Origin of the sequence: Motilibacter aurantiacus (genome assembly GCF_011250645.1) — a bacterium.
GTDB lineage: Bacteria > Actinomycetota > Actinomycetes > Motilibacterales > Motilibacteraceae > Motilibacter_A > Motilibacter_A aurantiacus.
This window is the reverse complement of the sequence record NZ_JAANNO010000006.1, coordinates 163,135-182,915: the sequence shown is the minus strand read 5'-3', so window position 1 is coordinate 182,915 and position 19,781 is coordinate 163,135. Positions and strand designations below refer to the sequence as shown.

19 protein-coding genes are annotated in these 19,781 nt (G+C 74.2%); 9 read left to right on the top strand and 10 right to left on the bottom strand.

The features are described 5' to 3' along the window. Nucleotides 1-12 precede the first annotated feature (12 nt). Both hemG and hemQ read left to right on the top strand, forming a co-directional pair. Nucleotides 13-1,434: a protoporphyrinogen oxidase gene (gene hemG, locus G9H72_RS12750; RefSeq protein WP_166171579.1), complete on the top strand. Its 1,422-nt coding sequence runs from the start codon at nucleotides 13-15 to the stop codon at nucleotides 1,432-1,434. 4 nt (nucleotides 1,435-1,438) lie between these two features. Beyond that, entirely contained in the window at nucleotides 1,439-2,167 is a 729-nt protein-coding gene (gene hemQ / locus G9H72_RS12745) for a hydrogen peroxide-dependent heme synthase (RefSeq protein ID WP_166171577.1), read from the top strand. Between the two features lie 152 nt (nucleotides 2,168-2,319). Here the strand turns inward: hemQ and msrB are convergent, their stop codons facing one another. After that, nucleotides 2,320-2,751 carry a peptide-methionine (R)-S-oxide reductase MsrB gene (msrB, locus tag G9H72_RS12740; protein ID WP_166171575.1) on the bottom strand — a complete coding sequence of 144 codons (432 nt, stop codon included), beginning with the start codon at nucleotides 2,749-2,751 and terminating at the stop codon, nucleotides 2,320-2,322. A 182-nt stretch (nucleotides 2,752-2,933) separates the two neighbouring features. On the opposite strand from msrB, the gene G9H72_RS12735 reads away from it, so the two are divergent. From G9H72_RS12735 to ligD, 3 genes are all read left to right on the top strand, one after another. Continuing rightward, on the top strand, nucleotides 2,934-6,047 hold the full coding sequence (locus G9H72_RS12735; protein ID WP_166171573.1) for an ExeM/NucH family extracellular endonuclease: 3,114 nt from the start codon (nucleotides 2,934-2,936) through the stop codon (nucleotides 6,045-6,047). Between the two features lie 142 nt (nucleotides 6,048-6,189). Beyond that, nucleotides 6,190-7,425, top strand: a complete 1,236-nt coding sequence (locus tag G9H72_RS12730; RefSeq protein WP_166171571.1) for a pyrophosphate--fructose-6-phosphate 1-phosphotransferase — start codon at nucleotides 6,190-6,192, stop codon at nucleotides 7,423-7,425. A gap of 146 nt (nucleotides 7,426-7,571) precedes the next feature. Further along, nucleotides 7,572-8,639, top strand: a complete 1,068-nt coding sequence (gene ligD / locus G9H72_RS12725) for a non-homologous end-joining DNA ligase (protein ID WP_166171569.1) — start codon at nucleotides 7,572-7,574, stop codon at nucleotides 8,637-8,639. Between the two features lie 360 nt (nucleotides 8,640-8,999). On the opposite strand, the gene G9H72_RS12720 is transcribed toward ligD, so the two are convergent. Both G9H72_RS12720 and G9H72_RS12715 read right to left on the bottom strand, forming a co-directional pair. Next, nucleotides 9,000-9,479: an indole-3-glycerol phosphate synthase gene (locus tag G9H72_RS12720; protein WP_166171561.1), complete on the bottom strand. Its 480-nt coding sequence runs from the start codon at nucleotides 9,477-9,479 to the stop codon at nucleotides 9,000-9,002. Between the two features lie 24 nt (nucleotides 9,480-9,503). Beyond that, a complete protein-coding gene (locus G9H72_RS12715) occupies nucleotides 9,504-10,568 on the bottom strand; it encodes an ATP-dependent DNA ligase (RefSeq protein WP_166171559.1) in 1,065 nt (354 codons plus the stop codon). A gap of 18 nt (nucleotides 10,569-10,586) precedes the next feature. Between G9H72_RS12715 and G9H72_RS12710 the strand changes: the two genes are divergently transcribed. Beyond that, entirely contained in the window at nucleotides 10,587-10,991 is a 405-nt protein-coding gene (locus tag G9H72_RS12710) for a DoxX family protein (protein ID WP_166171557.1), read from the top strand. On the opposite strand, the gene G9H72_RS12705 is transcribed toward G9H72_RS12710, so the two are convergent. Further along, nucleotides 10,960-12,228, bottom strand: a complete 1,269-nt coding sequence (locus tag G9H72_RS12705) for a PD40 domain-containing protein (protein ID WP_166171555.1) — start codon at nucleotides 12,226-12,228, stop codon at nucleotides 10,960-10,962. The genes G9H72_RS12710 and G9H72_RS12705 overlap by 32 nt on opposite strands. Nucleotides 12,229-12,258: 30 nt before the next feature. Further along, nucleotides 12,259-13,044: a pyrimidine reductase family protein gene (locus G9H72_RS12700; protein ID WP_166171553.1), complete on the bottom strand. Its 786-nt coding sequence runs from the start codon at nucleotides 13,042-13,044 to the stop codon at nucleotides 12,259-12,261. A 44-nt stretch (nucleotides 13,045-13,088) separates the two neighbouring features. Here G9H72_RS12700 and zapE point away from each other — a divergent pair, with 44 nt between their 5' ends. Next, nucleotides 13,089-14,123, top strand: a complete 1,035-nt coding sequence (zapE, locus tag G9H72_RS12695) for a cell division protein ZapE (RefSeq protein ID WP_331272255.1) — start codon at nucleotides 13,089-13,091, stop codon at nucleotides 14,121-14,123. A 4-nt stretch (nucleotides 14,124-14,127) separates the two neighbouring features. On the opposite strand, the gene G9H72_RS12690 is transcribed toward zapE, so the two are convergent. After that, entirely contained in the window at nucleotides 14,128-14,412 is a 285-nt protein-coding gene (locus tag G9H72_RS12690) for a YciI-like protein (RefSeq protein ID WP_166171551.1), read from the bottom strand. Nucleotides 14,413-14,424: 12 nt separating this feature from the next. After that, nucleotides 14,425-14,685 (bottom strand): GlsB/YeaQ/YmgE family stress response membrane protein, encoded by a 261-nt coding sequence (locus tag G9H72_RS12685; protein WP_166171549.1) that lies wholly within the window; start codon nucleotides 14,683-14,685, stop codon nucleotides 14,425-14,427. 32 nt (nucleotides 14,686-14,717) lie between these two features. Between G9H72_RS12685 and G9H72_RS12680 the strand changes: the two genes are divergently transcribed. Beyond that, the gene (locus tag G9H72_RS12680; protein WP_331272254.1) at nucleotides 14,718-15,356 is read left to right on the top strand and encodes a class I SAM-dependent methyltransferase; all 639 of its coding nucleotides are present in this window, start codon (nucleotides 14,718-14,720) and stop codon (nucleotides 15,354-15,356) included. On the opposite strand, the gene treZ is transcribed toward G9H72_RS12680, so the two are convergent. After that, entirely contained in the window at nucleotides 15,353-17,092 is a 1,740-nt protein-coding gene (gene treZ / locus G9H72_RS12675; RefSeq protein WP_331272253.1) for a malto-oligosyltrehalose trehalohydrolase, read from the bottom strand. The genes G9H72_RS12680 and treZ overlap by 4 nt on opposite strands. Before the next feature lie 76 nt (nucleotides 17,093-17,168). On the opposite strand from treZ, the gene G9H72_RS12670 reads away from it, so the two are divergent. Then, nucleotides 17,169-18,035 (top strand): PPK2 family polyphosphate kinase, encoded by an 867-nt coding sequence (locus tag G9H72_RS12670; RefSeq protein ID WP_166171543.1) that lies wholly within the window; start codon nucleotides 17,169-17,171, stop codon nucleotides 18,033-18,035. A 92-nt stretch (nucleotides 18,036-18,127) separates the two neighbouring features. Here the strand turns inward: G9H72_RS12670 and G9H72_RS12665 are convergent, their stop codons facing one another. Continuing rightward, nucleotides 18,128-18,862, bottom strand: coding sequence for a calcium-binding protein (locus G9H72_RS12665; protein WP_166171541.1), 735 nt, complete (start codon nucleotides 18,860-18,862; stop codon nucleotides 18,128-18,130). Nucleotides 18,863-19,024: 162 nt separating this feature from the next. Next, nucleotides 19,025-19,717: a calcium-binding protein gene (locus G9H72_RS12660; RefSeq protein WP_166171539.1), complete on the bottom strand. Its 693-nt coding sequence runs from the start codon at nucleotides 19,715-19,717 to the stop codon at nucleotides 19,025-19,027. Nucleotides 19,718-19,781: the final 64 nt, after the last annotated feature.

Below are 19,781 nucleotides of genomic sequence, written 5' to 3'. Positions count from 1 at the left end.
GAGACTGCAGCCATGCACGTCGTGGTGGTGGGCGCCGGGATCGCAGGCCTCACGGCCGCGCTGGACCTGCTCGACGGCGACCCCGCCCCCCGGGTGACCGTCCTCGAGGGCGCGTCACGGGTGGGCGGCCCGCTGTCCGTCTCCGAGGTCGCGGGCGTCCCGGTCGACGCCGGCGCCGAGTCCCTCCTGGCCCGCCGGCCCGAGGCGCTCGACCTGGCGCACCGCGTGGGGCTCGGGGCGGACCTGCGCCCGGCGGCGACGACGGCCGCGGCGGTGTGGAGCCGGGGCGCGCTGCGCGGGCTTCCGGCAGGCTCCCTCATGGGCGTGCCGACCTCGGTCGGGTCCCTGGCGCAGAGCGGCCTGCTGTCCGCCGAGGAGGTGGAGCGCGCGGCGCTGGACGAGTCGATGCCGGGGGAGCCGCCGCAGGAGGACGTCGCCATCGGCCGCTACGTGGCCGACCGGATGGGCGCTGCGGTCGCCGACCGCGTGGTGGAGCCGCTGCTCGGTGGCGTGTACGCCGGGCACGCCGCCGAGCTGTCCCTGCAGGCCACCGTCCCCGCGCTGGCCGCCGCCGTGGGAGCCGAGCCGTCGCTCATGGCGGCGGCGCGCCGGGCCCGGGACGCGGCACCATCGCGCACCGGCCCGGTCTTCGAGGCGCCGGTCGGCGGGGTCGGGCGCCTGCCGCTCGCCGTCGCCGACGCGGTCGTGCGGCGCGGTGGCGACCTGCGCCTGCAGGCCCCGGCCCGGCAGCTGCACCGGACGCCGCACGGGTGGCGGGTCGTGGCAGGTGACCCGCGCTCGCCGTCCACGTTCGACGCCGACGCCGTCGTGCTGACCGTCCCTGCCGCGCCTGCCGCCCGGCTGCTCGGGCCCGACGTGCCGGCGGCGGCGGCCGAGCTGGCCGCCGTCGAGTACGCGAGCGTCGGGCTCGTCACGCTGGCCTGGCCGCTCGAGGCCGCGGGGCGGGCGCCGCAGGGCAGCGGCCTGCTGGTGCCCCCGGTGGAGGGACGGCTCGTCAAGGCGGTCACGCTCTCCTCCCGCAAGTGGGGCTGGTACGCGGACGCGGCCCCCGGGCTGCTGCTGGCCCGCGCGAGTGTCGGACGGCACCGCGAGGAGGCCGTCCTCCAGCGCGACGACGCGGAGCTGGCCGCCGCGGTCCGGGCCGAGCTGCGCGAGCTGATCGGGGTGGACGCCGAGCCCGTGGACACCCGCGTCACCCGCTGGGGCGGCGCTCTCCCGCAGTACGCCGTGGGCCACCTGCGCCGGGTGGCGCGCATCCGGGCCGCGGTCGCGGGGCAGCCCGGGCTCGCCGTGGCCGGGGCGGTCTACGACGGGGTGGGCATCCCTGCGGTCGTCGCCAGCGCCCGGCGGGCCGCGGCACAGGTGCTCGCGCACCTGGCGGATGCCGAACGGCCCCCGCGGGAGGAAGAATGAGCGCATGACCGACGCTCCCGCTCCCGCCGACGCCGCCCCGAAGCTCAAGGCCCGCGACCTCAACCAGGTCGTCCGCTACACCATGTGGTCCGTCTTCAAGGTCGGGGACAGCCTGGGCGACGACGCGCACCGGGTCGCGCTGGCGGCCGAGGCCGAGGAGATCCTCCGCGAGCTGGGCGAGAAGTCCGACCTCGTGGTCCGGGGGACGTACGACCTGGCCGGGCTGCGGGCCGACGCGGACCTGATGATCTGGGCGCACGCGCCGACGAGCGACGTGCTGCAGGAGGCGTACGCGCGCTTCCGGCGCACCCGGCTCGGGCGGCGGCTTGACCCGGTGTGGTCGCAGATGGCGCTGCACCGCCCCGCCGAGTTCAACAAGAGCCACATCCCGGCGTTCCTCGCCGAGGAGGAGCCGCGCCAGTACATCTGCGTCTACCCGTTCGTGCGCTCCTACGAGTGGTACCTGCTGCCCGACGAGGAGCGCCGCGCGATGCTCGCCGAGCACGGCCGCATGGCCCGCGACTACCCCGACGTGCGGGCCAACACGGTGGCGTCCTTCGCCCTCGGCGACTACGAGTGGATGCTGGCGTTCGAGGCCGACGAGCTGCACCGCATCGTCGACCTCATGCGCGTCCTGCGCGCCTCGACAGCCCGCCGGCACGTGCGCGAGGAGGTGCCCTTCTTCACCGGGCGCCGGATGCCTCTGCGCGAGCTGGTCGCCGCCCTGCCCTGAGGCACGTACCCTCTCGCCCCCGCGCACCCCTCACCCTCTCGCGCTGATCAGGCGGAGTCGGCGAGTTGTCCACAGCAACGAGCCTGTGGACAACTCGCCAGACGTACATGATCAGCGGGGGACGGGGCCGGCCGGGCCGGCCGCCGCAGCGGTCAGCCCGCCGCGGGCGCGAGCTTGATCGAGACCGAGTTGATGCAGTAGCGCAGGTCCGTCGGGGTGGGGTAGCCCTCGCCCTCGAACACGTGGCCCAGGTGCGACCCGCAGTTGGCGCAGCGCGCCTCGACCCGCACCATCCCGAGCGACCGGTCCTCGATCAGCTCGACGGCGTCGCTGTCCTTGGGGTCGTAGAACGACGGCCAGCCGCAGTGGGACTCGAACTTGGCCTCGGAGCGGAACAGCTCGACACCGCAGGCGCGGCAGGCGTAGACGCCCTCGGTCTTGGTGTCGACGTACTCGCCGGTGAAGGGCCGCTCGGTGCCGGCCTGCCGGAGCACGTGGAACTCCTGCGGCGAGAGCTCGGCACGCCACTCGGCCTCGGACTTCTGGACGGGGTAGGTCTTCTCGTTCTGCACGCCGGATGCCATACCCCGACGGTACGTCGCCGTCCACAGCCGGGCACGCCGCCGGCGGGCGTCCCCAGGCTTCGGTCAGGGTTCACCGGCCGGCAACGGCCGGGACATACTTCGGGAGCCCGCACCCGGTTGGGTGCAAGGCTGACCGACGGCGCCGGCCTGCTGCCGTCACGAGCCGAGAAGGTACCTCTGCGATGCCCTTACGCCGTACGGCGGGCGCCCTCGCGCTCTCCGCTCTGCTCCTCGCCCTGCCGGCGCTGCCGGCCAGCGCGGACACCACCGCCTCGACGCTGCCGTTCGCCCAGGACTGGTCCGACGCCGGCCTGATCGTGGCCAACAACGACTGGAGCGGGGTGCCGAGCATCATCGGCTACCGCGGCGACAGCCTCGCCTCGACCAACCGCGACCCGCAGACCGTGCTGGCCGACGGCGCCTCCACGCCGGTCAACGTCGTGGCCCAGTCGACCGGGGCCAACACGGCCGGCGGGGTCCACGAGGTGACCGCGGCCGGCGCCATCGCGCTGCAGGGCAGCGGCACCGCGCAGGCGCCGCACATCGTCATCCGCGTCGACACCCGCGGGCAGAGCACCGTGAAGGTGGCCTACACGCTGCGCGACCTCGACGCCGACGACGCGGGCGCCCAGCAGGTCGCGCTGCAGTACCGCGTGGGCGGCAGCGGCAGCTACGTCAACGTGCCGGCCGGCTACGTCGCGGACGCCTCCCAGCCGCCGGCCGCGGACGGCACCCCCTGGAGCCGGCGGGTCTCCGTCGAGCTGCCGGCCGCCGCTGCCGGCCAGGCCGTCGTGGACGTCCGCGTCATCACCACCGACACCACCGGCAGCGACAGCATGACCGGCGTCGACGACATCTCGGTCACGGGCGCCGGCGGCGAGGGCCCGGCCGCGCCGGCCGCCAGCTGCCCCGCTGCACTCGCCGTGCCCGCCGGCAGCGGCGGCTCCGCGCTCTTGAGCGCCACCGACGCCGACAGCGTCGTGTCCTCCGTCGCGATCACGTCCGCGGCGGTTTCGGGGGTCTCGCTCACCGGGGTGGCTCCGAGCGCGGCCGCGGGGCAGCCGGCCACAGCGGCGCTGACGGTGGCGGCCTCGGCGGCGGCCGGGACGTACCCGGTCACCGTGACGTTCTCGACCGCCGACGCGCCGGCCCAGACCACGGCCTGCAACGTCACGGTCTCCGTGCTCGAGGTCACCCGGATCTCCCAGGTCCAGGGCAGCGGCGCGACCACGCCGATGCCCGGGCGCACCGTGGCGGTCGAGGGCGTCGTCACGGCGCTCAAGACGGCCGCCGACGTGCTCGCCGGCTTCTTCGTGCAGGAGGAGGCGGCTGACGTGGACGGGGACCCGGCGACCTCCGAGGGCGTCTACGTCTTCTGCGGCGCGTCCTGCCCGACCGGGCTCACGGCCGGCGACCGCGCTGTGGCCGTCGGCACCGTGACCGAGTACTTCGGGCTCACCCAGGTCGACGCCCGGAGCGGGGCGGTCTCGGTGCGCGGCTCCGGGCTCGCGCTGCCGGTGCCGGTCGACGTCGCGCTCCCGGCCCCCGTCGCGACGACGGACCGCTCGGCGTACGAGTCGGTCGAGGGCATGGTCGCCCGCTTCCCGGCCGAGCTCGTCGTCACCGAGTACTTCGAGCTGGCCCGCTACGGCCAGATCGAGCTGGCGGCGGGCTCCCGCCCGTACCAGTTCACCCATGTCTCGGCGCCGAGCGTCGCGGGCAACGCGGCCTACCTCGCCGAGCAGGCCAGGACGCGGATCATCCTCGACGACGACAACGACAACGAGAACGACCAGGTCACCGGGGCGCAGAGCAACGAGCCCTACCCCTATCCCTCGGGCGGGCTCTCGGTCACGAACCGCTTCCGCGGCGGGGACTCCATCACGGGGCTGACCGGCGTCCTGGACTACTCCTTCAACGGGACCACCGGCACCGACGCGTGGCGCGTCCGCCCGCTCGCGGGCGTCGACTACACCTTCACGCCGCAGAACCCGCGCCCGGCGACCGCCCCGCAGGTGGGCGGCCGGCTGACGGTCGCCGGCTTCAACGTCCTCAACTACTTCACCACCGTCGACACCACCCCGTCGTCGAACAGCGGCCCCTGCGGCCCGCTGGGCAACCAGGACTGCCGCGGCGCGGACTCCGAGGCCGAGCGCCAGCGACAGCTGGCGAAGGTCGTCGAGGCGATCAGCGGGATCAGCCCGGACGTCGCCGGCCTCAACGAGATCCAGAACGACCCGGGCCGGTCGCTGGCCGACATCGTGAACGCGCTCAACGCCACGCTGGGCGCGGGCACCTACGCCGGCCTCGAGACCGGCTCCATCGGTGGCGACGCCATCAAGGTCGCGATGATCTACAAGCCGGCCGTCGTCGAGCCGGTCGGTGCGCACAAGGTGCTGACCTCCGCGATCGACCCGCGCTTCGTCGACACCGCCAACCGGCCCGCGCTCATCCAGACGTTCCGCGAGCGGTCCAGCGGCGAGAAGCTCACCATCGCGGCCAACCACTTCAAGTCCAAGGGCTCCGCCTGCGCGGGGGACCCCGACCTCGGGGACGGCCAGGGGAACTGCCCGGTCACCCGGCGCAACGCGGCCCGCGCGCTCATCGACTACCTGGCGACCGACCCGACGGGCAGCGGTGACCCCGACGTCCTGGTCATCGGCGACCTCAACTCCTACAAGCAGGAGTGGACGATCCAGGAGTTCGAGGCCAAGGGCTACGTCGACCTCGCCGAGCGCTTCGCCGGCCCGGACGCCTACAGCTACGTGTTCGACGGCCAGCTCGGCTACCTCGACCACGCGCTGGCCAACAGCTCGCTGAACCGTCAGGTGACCGGTGCCGCGGAGTGGCACATCAACGCCGACGAGCCGCCGCTGCTGGACTACAACGACTCCGTCCTCGACGCGGGCGAGTCCTCGTTCGAGCGCAAGTCCGACGCGCGGCCGCTGTACGCCGCCGACCCGTTCCGGGCCAGCGACCACGACCCGGTCGTCGTCGGCCTGGACCTGGCGCCGGCCCTGGCGTACGTCCCGGCGCTCACGGCCGGGGTGAACCAGACGTTCAGCGCGACGCTCGGCCGGCTGCCCTTCGCGGTGTCGAGCACGGCCGGCCTCGCCGCCACGGTCGAGTGGGGCGACGGCAGCACGTCGGCCGCGACGCTCGCCGGCCCGGCGTCCTCGCTGGGGGTCCTGGCCTCGCACCGCTACACGGCGGCCGGCAGCTACCCCGTCCTCGTCCGGGTGACGCGCAACGGAGCGACCGTCGCGTCTGCGGCCACGACGGTGACCGTCAGCTAGGCCTTCCATCCGCGGCGCGCCCCGGCAGCCGGGCTGTCGGGACGCGCCGTGTGTGCGGCCCCACTCGTGCACGGGCACGAGCGGCCGGGCCGCCCCACTACGCTTGCCACGCCACGTTCAGCACCTGCCGGAGGCTTTCTCGATGACCGTACGTCGTGTTGCGCTGCTCACCGCCGGAGGCCTCGCGCCCTGCCTGTCCTCCGCCGTCGGCGGCCTGATCGAGCGCTACACGGAGATCGCGCCCGAGGTGGAGATCCTGCTCTACCCCGACGGTTACGCGGGCCTCCTCGAGGGCCGCGGCACGCTGGTCACGGCCGAGGGCCGGGCCCAGGCGGGGCGGCTGCACGCCTTCGGCGGCAGCCCGATCGGCAACAGCCGGGTGAAGCTCACCAACGTCAAGAACCTCGTCGAGCGCGGCCTGGTCAAGGAGGGCGACGACCCGCTCAAGGTCGCGGCCGACCAGCTCGTGGCCGACGGCGTGGACGTCCTGCACACGATCGGCGGCGACGACACCAACACGACCGCTGCCGACCTCGCGGCGTACCTCAGGACTCACGACTACGACCTGACCGTCGTCGGGCTGCCCAAGACGATCGACAACGACGTCATCCCGATCCGGCAGAGCCTCGGTGCCTGGACCGCGGCCGAGCAGGGCGCGCTGTTCGCCCGCAACGTCCTCAACGAGACGACGTCGAACCCGCGGATGCTCATCGTCCACGAGGTCATGGGCCGGCACTGCGGCTGGCTGACCGCCGCGACCGCGAAGGCGTACCACGACCAGGTCCGCCTGGACGACCTCGCCGGTAAGTTCGCCCCTGCCCTCGGCCTGGACCCGCGCCGCTTCGACGTGCACGGGGTCTACCTGCCCGAGCTCGAGTTCGACATCGACGCCGAGGCCGAGCGCCTCACCAAGCTCGTGGACGAGCTCGGCGGCGTGAACCTCTTCGTCAGCGAGGGGGCCGGTGTCTCGACGATCGTCGCCGAGCTCGAGGCCAGCGGCGCCGAGGTCCAGCGTGACCCCTTCGGCCACGTGATGATCGACAAGATCAACCCCGGCGCCTGGTTCGCGAAGCAGATGGCCGGCAAGATCGGCGCCGAGAAGACGATGGTGCAGAAGTCCGGCTACTTCAGCCGGTCCGCGGCCGCCAACCCGGAGGACCTGCGCCTCATCAAGAGCTGCACCGACCTCGCGGTCGACTCGGCGCTGCGCCACGAGGGCGGCGTCATCGGCCATGACGAGGAGCGCGGGGACGTCCTGCGGGCGATCGAGTTCGAGCGCATCAAGGGCGGCAAGGCGTTCGACACGACCGTCCCCTGGTTCGTCGAGCTGATGGAGTCGATCGGCCAGCCCATCGGCGCGGTCGCTGCCGCGCACTGAGCGCAGCGCTGACGTGGAGGCCCTCGGGGCGCGGGCACCGCGCTTCCGAGGGCCTTGGCGCGTGCGAGGCGTCTCTCGTTGGCGCGCGCGGGCCGGCCGCGGGGCGCCTGCTGGCCGCTGTCGGCGCGACGGCCTAGGTTGAGGCCATGCCGTCGCCCTTCACCGAGATCGAGGTCGGGGACCGCGTCGTCAAGGTCACGAACCCGGACCGGGTCTACTTCAGCCGGCGCGGCGAGACCAAGCTCGACCTGGTCAACTACTACCTCGCGGTCGGGGACGGCATCGTGCGGGCGCTGCGGGAGCGGCCCTGCATGCTCAAGCGTCATCCGGAGGGCGCGGACGGCGAGGCGGTCTACCAGAAGCGGGTGCCGGTGCAGCACCCGGACTGGCTGCAGACCGTGCGGGTCAAGTTCCCCAGCGGCCGACACGCCGACGAGCTCTGCGTGACCCACCTGGCCGACGTCATCTGGTGCGTGCAGATGTCGACGATCGAGTTCCACCCCTGGCACTCGCGCCGGGCCGACACCGAGCGGCCCGACGAGCTGCGCATCGACCTCGACCCGCAGCCCGGCACCGACTTCGACGACGCCCGCCGGGTCGCGCTCGACGTGATCCGGCCGCTGCTCGAGGAGCTGGGCTGGGTCGGCTGGCCCAAGACGAGCGGCAACCGCGGCATGCACATCTACGTCCGCATCCGCCCGGAGTGGGGCTTCACGGAGGTACGCCGCGCAGCCCTCGCGCTCGCCCGTGAGGCCGAGCGGCGCGCTCCCGAGCTCATCACGACCAGGTGGTGGAAGGAGGAGCGCGGGGAGCAGGTGTTCGTCGACTACAACCAGAACGCCCGCGACCGGACGATCCGCTCGGCCTACTCGGTCCGGGCGACGGCGGAGGGTCGGGTGTCGACCCCCGTCACGTGGGGCGAGCTGGAGCACCTGGACCCGCACGACTTCACGATCGCCACCGTCCCCGCGCGCTTCGCCGAGCTGGGCGACGTCCACGCCGCCATCGACGACGTGGCGGTCGGCATCGACCCGCTGCTCGAGTGGGCCGACCGGGACGCCGCAGACCGCGGGCTGGACGACGCGCCGTACCCGCCGAACTACCCGAAGATGCCCGGCGAGCCGATGCGGGTGCAGCCGTCCCGGGCGCGACGCCGTCCCGCGGCGGGCGGCGGGGAGCCGGGGGAGCAGCAGGCCGAGCCCGTTGAGGGGTAGCTCACACGACGGCGTTTCGAATAGCGGAATGCCCTCCGCCTGACGATCGTTGTGGCAACCAAGAAACGATAGGCTCGCTGGGCTGCACGGGTGATCCCCGAGCACCTGTGCCCGTTGCGATCAGGGGGATCGCGGGCACGGGGGATACTGCAGCAGGCGGGTGACCATGAGGGGGCTACGGATGGAGGACGCAGTGCGTGACGCAGTGCTGGATCTGACGACGTCTGAGGAGCCGACCACGACGGGCGTGGCGAACCCGAAGCGAGTCCGGCTGTAGCTGCGGCGCCGCGAGCGACCGGAGGCACGACGAGGGCGGGGCACCGAGCAGGTGCCCCGCCCTCGTGCTGTCTGCGGGGGCCTTCAGCTCACGACCCGGTCGGTGCCGGCGATGACGTGCAGCAGCGGAAGCCCGCTGGCCTCACGCAGCCGGCTCGCCCAGTCCCGGCGCACGGTCTCCTCGACGAAGTGCGGCTCGGTCACGACGATGACCTCGTCGACCCCCAGCTCGTTCGCGGCGACCGCCGCCTCGTCGACCGGGTCGTCGCCGGTCAGCGCGCCGGTCGCGGAGACGCCGGCCGTGGCCAGCGCCGTCACAGAGGCGTCCAGCGCCTGCTGCGCGCGGCGGCGGGCTTCGTCCGGCGAGGACGGCCCCGGCTCCCGTACCGCCTCCGCGAGCCGGCCGAGCGCGACGTCGTCCAGCGCCTCGACCAGCCGGTTGCGGTGGGTGTCGACGGGCACGAGCACGTGGGCCTGCACGGGCTCCGGGTCGTGCAGGTGCGCGACCCGCTCGACGTCGTGGGGGGTCAGGGCGTCCTCGGTCAGCACCAGGATCGTGTACACCCCTCGAACGCTAGCGGCAGCCGGTCAGGCGCCGGAGAGCACCTCGGCCAGGTCGTACCTCGCCGGTACCTCGAGCTGGGCGTAGGTGCAGCTCTCCGGCTCCCGGTCCGGCCTCCACCGGCGGAAGTGCGCGGTGTGCCGGAACCGCGTCCCCTCCATCGCGTCGTAGCGGACCTCGCAGACCAGCTCGGGGCGCAGCGCCACCCACGACAGGTCCTTGCCGGCGTTCCACCGCGACTGGGCGCCCGGCATCCGGTCCGCCTCGTGCGCGGACGCCTCGGCCCAGGCGCCCCAGGGGTGGCTCTTCAGGTCCTCGGCCCGGAACGGGGCCAGCTCCTCGACGAGCTCGGCCCGCCGCTTCATCGGGAACGACGCCGCCACGCCGACGTGCTGGAGGGCCCCGTCCTGGTACAGCCCGAGCAGCAGCGAGCCCACGACGTCGCCGGACTTGTGCCAGCGGAACCCGGCCACGACGCAGTCGGCCGTGCGCTCGTGCTTGATCTTGAGCATGGCGCGCACGTCCTGCTGGTAGGTCAACGTCTCCGGCTTCGCGACGACACCGTCCAGCCCCGCCCCCTCGAACTGGCCGAACCAGCGCTGCGCCGTCGCGACGTCCCGCGTCACCGCCGTCACGTGGACGGGCGCGGAAGCCCCCGCGAGGGCCTCCTCGAGCCGGGCGCGTCGCTCGGCGAGCGGCCGGCCGGTGAGGTCCTCGTCGCCGAGGGCGAGCAGGTCGAAGGCCACGAACGATGCGGGGGTCTCGGCAGCGAGCCGGTTGATGCGCGAGACGGCGGGGTGGATCCGCTGCAGCAGGGCCTCGAAGTCGAGCCGCGGGCCGTTGGGGATGATGATCTCGCCGTCGACCACGCACCGCTCGGGCAGGTGCTGCTTGACCGCCTCGACCAGCTCCGGGAAGTAGCGGGTCAGCGGCCGCTCGTTGCGCGACCCGAGCTCGACCTCGTCGCCGTCCCGGAAGACGATGCAGCGGAAGCCGTCCCACTTGGGCTCGTAGAGGAAGCCACCGTCGGGCACCTCCTTGACGGCCTTCGCGAGCATGGGGGAGACGGGGGGCATGACCGGAAGGTCCATACCTGCATCCTGGCACCCATGAGCAGGGATGCCGTGCGCAGGCGGGCCCTCGCCGGGCTGCTGCTGGGCGCCGGGGCCAGCCACGTCGCCCGGCCACAGGTGTACGAGGCGATCGTGCCTCCGCTGCTCGGCAGCCCGCGCGGGTGGGTCCTCGGCAGCGGCGTCGCCGAGCTGGCCGTCGGCGCCGGCCTGCTGTCACCGCGTCCGGCGGCGCGGCGCCGGGCCGCGCTGGCCGCCGCCGGGCTGTTCGTCGCGGTCTACCCGGCGAACCTGCAGATGGCGTACGCCGCCGTCCGCGACCGGCGTTCCCGCACGTACGTCGCGGCGACGCTCGTGCGGCTGCCGATGCAGGTGCCGCTGGTCCTCGGCGCGCCGGCGGTGGCGCGCGACGTCAGCTCAGCCGGCCCTTCTCCAGCACGGTGAGGGCGACGGGCGGGGACCAGCGCAGGGCACGCAGGAACGGTGTGAGCCGGCCGGTGCGCGGGGACAGCGCGAGCAGCGCGGCGCGGAGCCCCGGGCCGGGGCCGTTGACGTAGCCGCGCACGAGCAGCGCGTTCCCCCGCCGGCCGACGATCGAGTGGCGGTCCACGCGGCCGGGGCGGGGGGAGAGCGGCACCACGCGCGCCGGCGAGCCGTCGACCGGCAGCCGGACGAGCACCTGGGTCGCCGTCGACGCGCGCGCCGTGTCCTCGGCGATGACCCACACCTCCCGGCCGTCGGCGGAGAAGACCGGGGCCCCGACCTGGCGGGCGGCCGGCCTCGGCAGCTCGGTGGTGCGCCCGGTGGGGACGTCGACCACGACGGTGCGGCGGGGAGCCCGGCCCGTCGTCTCCCGGGCCAGCCCGCTGCCGGAGGTGACGGCGAGCCGGCGCGAGTCGGGGCTCCAGGCGTACTGCCCGGACCGGCCCTGCAGGACCGTGCGCGAGACGCCCGTGCGCAGGTCGACCACGACGAGGTCGTGGGGAAGGTGGCGCGCCTCCGGCCGGCTGACCCCGAGGTCCAGCGCGAGGTAGCGACCGTCCGGGGAGAACTGCAGGTTGGTGGTCGTGCCGTAGGCGCCCACCCGGTAGCCGTCGCGCATGCCCGTGTCGACCTGCAGGGTGGTGACCCGCGCGGGCGTCTGCGCCGTGCCGCCCAGGGCGAGCCTCCGGCCGTCGGGCGACACCGACGCGGCCGCCTCGGGCCCGGGGAAGAGCTGGCTCTGCTGGGTGCCGAAGGCGCCGGGGAGCCGTCGCCAGCCGCCGCCTTCGGCGTCGAGCGCAAGGACGTCCCAGGCGGCGCTGCGGACCTGCAGCCGGCGCTGCGTCCCCGGCGGGGGAGGTGTCGTGACCCGCTCGCCGGTGTCGGCGTCGACCACCACCGAGCGCGACCAGCTCATCGTCTCGGCCAACGCGAAGACCCGCTCGACCGGGGCCTCGGCGAGCGTGGGCGCCTGCGCCGAGTCGGTGGGCGGAACGGGGGGCTTGAGCGGCACCCGGCCGTACGCCACCTCCGGGGCCGCGGACGCGGCGGCCCTCGCCGGGACCATGGTCGCGGCAACTGTCCCGGCGGTGGCCGGGGCGATCGGCACCGCCACCGACGCCGCCGTGAGCACCGCGGTCAGCACCGCGGCCGACGGCAGGGCGGCCCGCGGCGGCGCTCCGCGCAGAGTGAGAATCATGACGCTCCCCCGTCTACCTCCGAACGTTGATCACCCTGCCACCGATGGCCCCGTCGAGCCAGGCTCCGACGCGCCGGGCGCGGCCTGGAAACGGAGGAAGAGGTCGCCGTCCTCCTCCAGCACGGAGACGACCACCATCCGGGGCGGCGGCTCCAGCGCCGGCCCCACGAGCACCCGCGCGGCACCTCCCGCGCGCAGCTGCGGCGACAGCGTCAGGCAGAGCTCGTCCAGACGGCCGCACGCCGCCACGTCGCGCAGCAGCGACGGGCCGCCCTCGCAGAGGACGTGGTCCAGGCCACGGGCGCGCAGGGCGCTCAGCGCCTCCGGGACGTCGACCGTCGTCTCGCCGACGACGGCGACGTCGGCGACGGCTCGCGCGGCGGCCAGCCGGTCCTGCCCGGCGGCCGCGCAGGTCAGGACGACGGTGCGCGCCGGGCCGGCGAACAGGCCGGAGGACAGGTCGAGGTCGAGCCGGCGGGTGACGACCGCGATCGCCGCAGTCGGCGGCCGCCCTGCCGCAGCCCGGGCCTCGGGGTACGTCTCGTGCGGCTGCACCGCCGCGTACCCCTCCGCACGGGCCGTGCCGGCGCCCACGAGCACCACGTCGGCCAGTGCGCGCAGCACCCGGAAGACCCGCTTGTCGGCGGGCCCGGACAGCCCTCCGGACCGGCCGTCGGCCGTGGCGGCGCCATCGAGCGAGGCCACCATGTTGGCGCGCACCCAGGGGCCGGGCGGGCAGGCGTACGCCGCGAGCAGCGCGTCCGGGCCCAGCCCGTCCTGCGCGGGGAGCGGGAGCAGCCGGCGCACGCGGCGCATCCTCGCACGGACGGGCGGCCGGCCGGGACGTAGAGTTCGAGCTCGTGCCCGCCCCTGCCGCTCACCCTGCCGCGGGCCCGCTGCGGCTCGTCGAGCGCGAGCCGCGCGTCCCGGCCGACCGGCTCGTCGCCGAGCTGGTCCCGCCGCCGCACTTCGACGCGGTCCGGTTCGAGACGTACCAGCCCGACCCGGCCCAGCCCTCGCAGGCCGCGGCCGTCGCCGAGCTGCGGTCGTTCGCTGCCGCGCTGGCCTCGGGGCCGGTCAAGCGGGGCCTGTTCCGGCGGGCCGCTGCGCCGCAGGGACGCCCGGGCATCTACCTCGACGGCGGGTTCGGGGTCGGCAAGACGCACCTGCTGGCTTCGCTGTGGCACGTGGTGCCCGGCCCGAAGGCCTTCGGGACGTTCGTCGAGGTGACCAACCTCGTGGGCGCGCTGGGCTTCAACGCCACGGTGGACGCGCTGTCCGGGCACAAGCTGCTCTGCATCGACGAGTTCGAGCTCGACGACCCGGGGGACACGGTCCTCGTGTCGACCCTGCTGGGGCGCCTGGCCGACGCCGGCGTACGGCTCGCGGCGACGAGCAACACGCTTCCGGACGCCTTGGGCGAAGGACGCTTCGCTGCACAAGACTTCCTGCGTGAGATCCAGGGCCTCTCGTCGCGGTTCGAGGTGGTGCGCGTCGACGGGGAGGACTACCGCCACCGCGGCCTTCCCGCCGCGCCCGAGCCCGCCTCCGACGAGGAGGTCGAGCGGCGGGCGGCGGCGGCGCCGGGAGCTTCTCTGGACCGGTTCGACGACCTGCTGGCGCACCTGGCGAAGGTCCACCCCAGCCGGTACGGCGCCCTGCTCGACGGCGTGCGCAGCGTGCACCTGCTCGGCGTCGTGCCGGTCCCGGACCAGAGCGCGGCGCTGCGGCTCGTCGCGCTCGCGGACCGGATGTACGACCGGGACGTGCCGGTCGTCACCAGCGGGGCCCCGCTGGACCGGCTCTTCCCCGACGAGCTGCTGCGCGGGGGCTACCGCAAGAAGTACCTGCGGGCGGTGAGCCGGCTCGTCGCCCTCTCCCGCATGGCGGGCTGACGCCCTATCCGCGAAGCGCGGTTCCGACGACGACCGTCCACGGCCTGATCGACCACTCCCGCACGAGCCCCTGGCTGACGTACGGGTCCTGCTGCACGAACGCCTCGACCACCGAGCGGTCCGGGACGTCCCACACGAGCAGCGCGCGATCGGCGGGCTCGCTCAGCGCGCCGCCGAGGACCAGCTCGCCGCGCTCGACGGCCGCCGCGGCGAGGGCCAGGTGCTCCTGCCGGAGCGGGGCGCGGCGCTCGACGTAGTCGTCGACCAGGACGTACTCCAGAAGCAGCATTCGTGAACTCTCCTACCAGCGGTTGCGGCGGGACCGCTCCAGCGCGCTGACCAGGCTCACCAGCACGGCCGCGACGACGACCTGGATGGCAAAGGTGCCGATGCCGCCGGCGTCGATCGCGTTGCCGATGGACAGCCCGGCGACGGCGCCGACGACCCCGATGAGGATGGTGAAGAGGCAGCCGATGGGGTTGCCGCCGGGCGCGACCAGCCGGCCGAGCAGCCCGACGAGGATGCCCGACCCCAGGGCGCCGAGCAGGCTCGAGGTGTCCACGGCCCCAGCGTATGCGGCGGCAGGATGGGCCCGTGAGGCGTCTGGCATGGGACCACAACGCGTACTACCACCGGCTGGTGCTCCGGCAGCTCCCCCCGGGGCCGGGGCGTGTGCTGGACGTGGGATGCGGCGCGGGGTCCCTCGCCGCGAAGCTCGCAGCCCGCGCCGGCCACGTGGACGCGCTCGACCGGGACCCGGGCATGGTGGCGGCGGCCGCCCGGGCCGTGCCCGCCAACGTGACCTGCCGTCGGGCTGACTTCCTCCGTCACGAGGTGCCGGCCTCGGCCTACGACGCGGTCGTGTCGATGAGCTCCCTGCACCACATGCCGCTCGAGCCGGCGCTGCTGCGCATGGCCGACGCGCTGCGGCCCGGCGGCGTGCTCGTGGCCGTGGCGCTTCCTCGGGTCGACCTGCCGCACGAGCTGCCCGTGGAGCTCGCCGCCGCCGTGGCCCAGCGCGGCCTCGCCGTCGCGTTCGGCCTCGGCCGCGCGGTGTCCGGCGGCGGCTGGTACGCCCCCGAGCCCGGGCACGACGCCATGCCGATGCTCGAGCCGGGCCTGACCGTGCGCGAGGTGCGGGAGCAGGCGCGCCAGGTGCTGCCGGGGGCGGAGGCCCGCCGGCTGCTGTTCTGGCGCTACCTGCTCCGCTGGCGCAAGCCGCTCGGGCGTTAGCGCAGCTCCACGACCGCGACCGAGTCCGCCGGCATCTCCAGCGCCTCGCCGTCGTACGCGACCCCGCCGCTCTCGAGCAGGACGTGGACCTGCTCGTCCTCGGTGAGCACGACCGACGCCGCCTCCTCGGCGAGGTTCACGACGACCCGCACCGGGCCGCGGTGAACGACGAGCAGCCCGCCCTCGTCGTCGAGCTCGACCGCGACCTCGTCGAGCCGCGGGTCGGTGAGCTCCGGGCGCGCGCGGCGCAGCGCGATGAGCGCCCGGTACCAGGCCAGCAGCCCGCGCGGGTCCTTCGCCCGCTCGTCCCAGTCGAGCACGGACCGGTCCCGGGTGGCCGCGTCCTGGGGGTCGGGGACGTCCTCCTCGGCCCAGCCGTGGGAGGCGAACTCCTTGCGCCGGCCCTGGCGTACGGCCTCGGCGAGCTCGGGCTCCTGGTGGTCGGTGAAGTACTGCCACGGCGTCGAGGCGGCGTACTCCTCGCCCATGAAGAGCATCGGGGTGAACGGCCCGGTGAGGACGAGGGCCGCCGCGATCTTCAACCGGCCGTCGGACAGCGTCGCCGCGAGCCGGTCGCCGGTCGCCCGGTTGCCGACCTGGTCGTGGGTCTGGGTGTACGCCACGAACCGGTACGCGGGCACGCGCGGGTCGACCGGTGCGCCGTGCGTGCGGCCGCGGAAGGAGGACCAGGTGCCGGCGTGGAAGAACGCCCCGGTGAGGGTCGACGCGATCGCCTCGTTCGGGTCCTCGGCGAAGTCGGCGTAGTAGCCCTGGGACTCGCCGGTGAGCAGCGTGTGCAGCGCGTGGTGCACGTCGTCGTCCCACTGGGCGGTGAGGCCGTAGCCGCCCGCCTCGCGCGGGGTCACGAACATCGCGTCGTTGCGGTCGCTCTCGGCGATGAGGGACAGCGGCCGGCGCAGCGCGGTGGACAGCCGGTCCACCTCGTCGGCGAGCTCGGCCAGCAGGTGCGTCGCGCGCTCGTCGACGAGGGCGTGGACGGCGTCGAGGCGCAGGCCGTCCACGTGGAAGTCGCGCAGCCAGCTGACGGCGTTCTCGATGACGAACCGGCGGACCTCGTCGGACCCCTCGTCGTCGAGGTTGACCGCGTCACCCCAGGGCGTGGAGTGCCGGCCGGTGAAGTAGGGGCCGAAGCGGCCGAGGTAGTTGCCGCTCGGGCCGAGGTGGTTGTAGACGACGTCGAGCACGACGCCCAGGCCGCGGGCGTGGGCCGCATCGACGAACCGCTTGAAGCCGTGCGGGCCGCCGTAGGGCTCGTGCGCGGCGTACAGGTGCACGCCGTCGTAGCCCCACCCGTGCCGGCCGGGGAAGGACGCGATCGGCATCACCTCGACCAGGTCGACGCCGAGGTCGACCAGCTCGTCCAGCCGGCCGATCGCGGCGTCGAACGTCCCCTCGGAGGTGAACGTGCCGATGTGCAGCTCGTAGACGACCGACCCGGCCAGCTGGCGCCCCGTCCAGCCCGCGTCGGTCCAGCCGAAGCCGGCGTGCTCGTAGACCCGGCTGGGGCCGTGCACGCCGTCCGGCTGCCACAGCGAGCGCGGGTCGGGGGTCGGGCCCTCGCCGTCCACGACGTAGCCGTAGTCGGTCCCGTGCCCGGCGTCCGGCACGTCGAGGGACCACCACCCCCGGTCCCCGGCGGTCATCGGGCTGCGCTGCCCGGACAGGTCGAGCTCGACGGTCGTGGCCTGAGGCGCCCATACACGGAAGGTCGTCACGGCGCACTCTCTGCCCCGCGCCGGGCCCGGCCACTCCACCAGGTTTCGGCGCGTCTGCGACCGAGATGATCGGACCATGGCGAAGCACACCAAGACCCCCGCACCGAGCGTCAGCGAGCTGCTGCGGCTGCCGCCGGGGGAGCGGGTCGACCTGGCGGCCACGGACACGCGGGCCACCCCCGGCATCTCGGGCGGCAAGGGCGCGGCCGGCGCCGCCCAGCAGGAGCTGGCCGAGCGGCTGGCCGAGCTGCAGGAGCGGCTGTACGCCTCGGGCCGCACGGGAGGCGAGCGCCGCCTCCTGCTCGTCCTGCAGGGGATGGACACCTCCGGCAAGGGAGGGACGGTCCGGCACGTGCTCGGCCAGGTCGACCCGCAGGGCGTGTCGATCACGGCCTTCGCCCGGCCCACCGAGGAGGAGCTGCACCACGACTTCCTCTGGCGGGTCGAGCGCCGGCTCCCGCCCGCCGGCGCGATCGGCGTGTTCGACCGCTCGCACTACGAGGACGTCGTCGCCGCGCGGGTCCGCGGCTCGGTCCCGCAGAGCACCTGGGGCCCGCGCTTCGACATCATCAACCGCTGGGAGGAGCAGCTCGTCGAGCGCGGGCTCACCCTGCTCAAGGTGTTCCTCCACATCAGCCCGGAGGAGTCGCGCCGCCGCCTGCTCGCGCGGCTCGACACCCCGGAGAAGCATTGGAAGTTCTCGCCGGACGACATCGACGACTGGGGCCGCTGGGACGCCTACACCGAGGCGTACGAGGACGCGCTGCGCCGCTGCGGCACCCGCACGGCGCCGTGGTTCGTCGTGCCCGCCGACCGCAAGTGGTACCGCAACTGGGCCGTCACCGCGCTGCTCGTCGAGCACCTGGACGGCTTGGGGCTCGGGTGGCCGCCGGCGACGTTCGATGTCGCGGCCGAGCGGGCGAGGCTGCTGGCCGCGGGCTGACCTCTACGCCGCCTTTCGCGTGCCCCGGCGGCTGGACGACGGGGAAGGGGCACCCGGCCGGCCTGGCCGGGTGCCCCGTGCAGTGCGAGCGGTCAGAGCCACACCTGGCAGTTGGTCAGCGACTCGCCGGCGTCACGCCGGCAGCCGTTGAGCCCCGTGCCGCCGTCGCCGCTGTCCTCGGCGACCCCGTTCTTCGTGCGGAGCAGGTCGTTGTCCGCGCCGCCGTAGACGTAGTCGTAGGACCCGTCGTCCTTGCTCGCCGCGTCGAGGGTGTCGGCGCCGGCGCCACCGTCGGCGTAGTCCCACCCGGCCTCGCCGTAGATCTGGTCGTTCCCGCCGTCGCCGACGAGCGTGTCGGCGCCGTCGGAGCCGTTGATGTAGTCGTGGTCGGCGCCTCCGGAGACGACGTCCGAGCCGCCGCCGCCGACGACGACGTCGTTGCCTGCGCCGCTGAAGATGCGGTTGAGCCCGTCGATGACCGGCGTGGTGTCGTCGCCGTAGACGTGGTCGTCGCCGGAACCGGAGCAGATCGTGTCGGCGCCGCCGTTGCCGTAGACCCAGTCGTTCCCGCCGAGCGACACGATGACGTCGTTGCCCGGGGTGCCCTGGATCGAGTCGATGCCCGCGGTTCCGACGATGGTGGCGAGCTTCCCGTCACAGAAGTGGAAGTTGACCAGGTCGCCCGGCCCGGGCAACTGGGGAGCGGGCATCTCCGTGAGCGGTGGCGGGGGCACCGCGGCGGAAGCGGCCTGGGGAGCGAGCACCGAGAGGGCGGCGCCCATGGCGGTGGCGGCGAGCGTGGTCCAGCGGACAGAGTTCGAGAACATGGTTTCTCCTTCAGGGGTTCGGGTGGGGCACGGTGCCCCGTCGCAATGCAGGAATCAGCGGGAAGCCGTCTGATGCAGAGTGTCAGCAGAATGACGCTTCCTGTGTCAGATGGCTGACGTAGTGGTGCCCGGCACTCGTGCACGGGCGCGGAGCGGTGACGCCTACGCGAAGTCCTCGCAGTCGAGGACGGCCTCCGGGTAGTCCGAGGCGCACCGGTCCCAGCCGCTACCGCCCCGGCCCTGGTCGTTGGCCCAGCCGTCGTCGGCGTAGATGATGTCGTCGCCGGAGCTGCCGTAGACCAGGTCCACGTAGTCGGCGCCACCGCCGGCCACCGCGTCGAGGACGTCGTTGCCGTCGCCGCCGTCGGCCCAGTCGAAGCCGACGCCGTTCACCAGGTGGTCGTTGCCGATCCCGCCCATGAGCGCGTCCGAGCCGCCCGCGCCCCGGACGATGTCGTTGCCCGGGCCGCCGTCGACGCTGTCGTTGCTCTCTCCGCCGAAGACCGTGTCGTGCCCGGCCCCGCCGAAGATCGTGTTGGAGCCGTCCCACTCCGCGGGCGACGGCTTGTCGCCGTAGACCCAGTCGTTGCCGTCGCCGGCGCATATGGTGTCGGAGCCGCTGAGGCCGTGCACGGTGTCGTTGCCGCCGAAGGCGACGATCACGTCGTTGCCGGGCGTGCCGACGATGAACTCTGCGTTCGAGGTGCCCACGATCGTGGCCTTGAGCCCGTCGCAGGTGAGCGTGCCCTTGTCGGTCAGGTGGCCGACGGAGGCGGACGCGCTGTAGGGCGCTGCGGCCGACATCAGGGCGGCCAGGCCGACGGAAGCGACGGTCCAACGGACAGAGGTGCGCATGAGTCCTCCTCGGTTCCCGTGCGCAGCACCTTGCTGCGCACGGGAACGAGGCTATGGACGACGT

Coding starts and splice junctions, on each gene's coding strand:
- hemG (WP_166171579.1), top strand. CDS start 13: ATGCACGTCGTGGTGGTGGGCGCCGGGATCGCAGGCCTCACGGCCGCG.
- hemQ (WP_166171577.1), top strand. CDS start 1,439: ATGACCGACGCTCCCGCTCCCGCCGACGCCGCCCCGAAGCTCAAGGCC.
- msrB (WP_166171575.1), bottom strand. CDS start 2,751: ATGGCATCCGGCGTGCAGAACGAGAAGACCTACCCCGTCCAGAAGTCC.
- G9H72_RS12735 (WP_166171573.1), top strand. CDS start 2,934: ATGCCCTTACGCCGTACGGCGGGCGCCCTCGCGCTCTCCGCTCTGCTC.
- G9H72_RS12730 (WP_166171571.1), top strand. CDS start 6,190: ATGACCGTACGTCGTGTTGCGCTGCTCACCGCCGGAGGCCTCGCGCCC.
- ligD (WP_166171569.1), top strand. CDS start 7,572: ATGCCGTCGCCCTTCACCGAGATCGAGGTCGGGGACCGCGTCGTCAAG.
- G9H72_RS12715 (WP_166171559.1), bottom strand. CDS start 10,568: ATGGACCTTCCGGTCATGCCCCCCGTCTCCCCCATGCTCGCGAAGGCC.
- G9H72_RS12710 (WP_166171557.1), top strand. CDS start 10,587: ATGAGCAGGGATGCCGTGCGCAGGCGGGCCCTCGCCGGGCTGCTGCTG.
- G9H72_RS12705 (WP_166171555.1), bottom strand. CDS start 12,228: ATGATTCTCACTCTGCGCGGAGCGCCGCCGCGGGCCGCCCTGCCGTCG.
- G9H72_RS12700 (WP_166171553.1), bottom strand. CDS start 13,044: ATGCGCCGCGTGCGCCGGCTGCTCCCGCTCCCCGCGCAGGACGGGCTG.
- G9H72_RS12690 (WP_166171551.1), bottom strand. CDS start 14,412: ATGCTGCTTCTGGAGTACGTCCTGGTCGACGACTACGTCGAGCGCCGC.
- G9H72_RS12670 (WP_166171543.1), top strand. CDS start 17,169: ATGGCGAAGCACACCAAGACCCCCGCACCGAGCGTCAGCGAGCTGCTG.
- G9H72_RS12665 (WP_166171541.1), bottom strand. CDS start 18,862: ATGTTCTCGAACTCTGTCCGCTGGACCACGCTCGCCGCCACCGCCATG.
- G9H72_RS12660 (WP_166171539.1), bottom strand. CDS start 19,717: ATGCGCACCTCTGTCCGTTGGACCGTCGCTTCCGTCGGCCTGGCCGCC.